3 protein-coding genes are annotated in these 1,415 nt (G+C 62.0%); 1 reads left to right on the top strand and 2 read right to left on the bottom strand.

The genetic code is table 11. The features are described 5' to 3' along the window. Positions 1-538 precede the first annotated feature (538 nt). Both F758_RS0142970 and F758_RS50640 read right to left on the bottom strand, forming a co-directional pair. Positions 539-820 (bottom strand): hypothetical protein, encoded by a 282-nt coding sequence (locus F758_RS0142970; protein ID WP_024513506.1) that lies wholly within the window; start codon positions 818-820, stop codon positions 539-541. Between the two features lie 119 nt (positions 821-939). Continuing rightward, positions 940-1,083, bottom strand: a complete 144-nt coding sequence (locus F758_RS50640) for a hypothetical protein (RefSeq protein WP_157450575.1) — start codon at positions 1,081-1,083, stop codon at positions 940-942. Between the two features lie 59 nt (positions 1,084-1,142). Between F758_RS50640 and F758_RS0142960 the strand changes: the two genes are divergently transcribed. Beyond that, on the top strand, positions 1,143-1,406 hold the full coding sequence (locus F758_RS0142960) for a DNA ligase-like domain-containing protein (RefSeq protein WP_024513505.1): 264 nt from the start codon (positions 1,143-1,145) through the stop codon (positions 1,404-1,406). Positions 1,407-1,415 lie beyond the last annotated feature (9 nt).

The following is a 1,415-nucleotide window of genomic DNA, read 5'->3' as shown; positions in this document are numbered from 1 at the left end:
TTGCGTGCGAAAGCCAAGCTGGTGTGCGCCCTATTGCGCGCGTGGGCGAAGCAGATACGGCCGGAGCATGAAATTCGTTGTCAATCGCCCCTTCGCCGATCCCGATGGCGCCGCGCGCGAGCTGATAGAGCTGGCCAACGCCGTCGAGCCGGTGCAAGACGGCCGCATCCAAATCAAGAAGATCAACGAGCCGTTCTCTATCAGCTCTTCCGATCGCCCTGTCACACGTCAGGAGCGAGGGCCGACATTGCGTGCACGGTATCGCGGGAAGCGGCAGGATCACCCCGTGCGGATTACGGGGTGTTCCGACCAGTTCCGCGGAACGCCTCCGCGTCTGCGCCGTTCACGTGCGTAGTCGGCAGCGTCAGTCGCCGACGAGGAGCAGACCCCAGCGCCGGCGCGACATGATCTCCTGCGGCGTTGTGGCTGCTCCTTCTGAATCCGAGCGATACTGATGAACCTCCCGAAAGGGAGGTTCTTTTTCGCGGCTTCGATTCACGGCAAGAGATCGGCCGAACCGGAAAAGCTCAAGCGTTGATTAGTTCAGACGGGCGGCAATTCCGACAATCATCCACGCAACCTTCCGTTTGGCTTTGGCCTTCATCCGGCCAAAGACCTGCTCGGACGTCTCGGTCCGTTTTTGCGGCAACCGGCTTACGAGATCGGGCATGAACCTCTCAACGAGGTCCCGAGTGGCGTCGTCGGTCCATTCGATGTCGTCGAAAGCGGTGATCTGATCTCGGATCGCCCGGAAGTCGTCCTCTGTCATCGGCGTGCCATCGGGGCGGAGCGGTATTCGCCGTGGCTTGATGCGCTTCATCGGGGATCACCAATGACCGCTTGTGCCGACAAAGGCGAGGCCCCTGCGGGCCTAGACCAGGAGGCCGGGGCCCCGCAACCGAAACAGCCCGAAGCAGGAGCCTCTGGTCCGCCGAATGGCTATTGCAGCGGCGCCGTCATTGTCACAGCCGCGTCCGCTCCATGCTGGATCACAAGCAGAACGATGCTCGCGACAACGGTGGCCATGCTCAATGTGGTGGCGACCAGCGCTCGTTCCATCCGGTTTTTCAGATCGTCTTCCATCAGCCTCCAACCGATCTCGCCTCAATTCGTTCATCTGCCGTTGATCAAAAAATTCACGGGTGACCTCGCTTAGGCCAAGAGAAGGACCTGGGCGTCATGGCGCGCGCCTGCTCGCGCGCCGGCCCGATGGCATTTTCGTCCGGCCGTTTGAGCAGGGCGAGATCGGCTCGGAGCTATTCCGCGCCTCCTGCCGAATGGGGCTTGAGGGCTTGGTATCGAAGCGCCGCGACCGGCTCTATCAGGCTGCCCGCTCGAAGCATTGGGTCAAGGTCAAGAACCGCACGCATCCGGCGATGGCGCGCGTGCTGGACGATCTGCGCTGATGACAGAGC

Origin of the sequence: Bradyrhizobium sp. ARR65, from assembly GCF_000472385.1 — a bacterium.
Lineage (GTDB): Bacteria > Pseudomonadota > Alphaproteobacteria > Rhizobiales > Xanthobacteraceae > Bradyrhizobium.
Note: the sequence above shows the minus strand (reverse complement) of the source record. Positions and strands in the feature narration are given on the sequence as shown.

Coding starts and splice junctions, on each gene's coding strand:
- F758_RS0142970 (WP_024513506.1), bottom strand. CDS start 820: ATGAAGCGCATCAAGCCACGGCGAATACCGCTCCGCCCCGATGGCACG.
- F758_RS50640 (WP_157450575.1), bottom strand. CDS start 1,083: ATGGAAGACGATCTGAAAAACCGGATGGAACGAGCGCTGGTCGCCACC.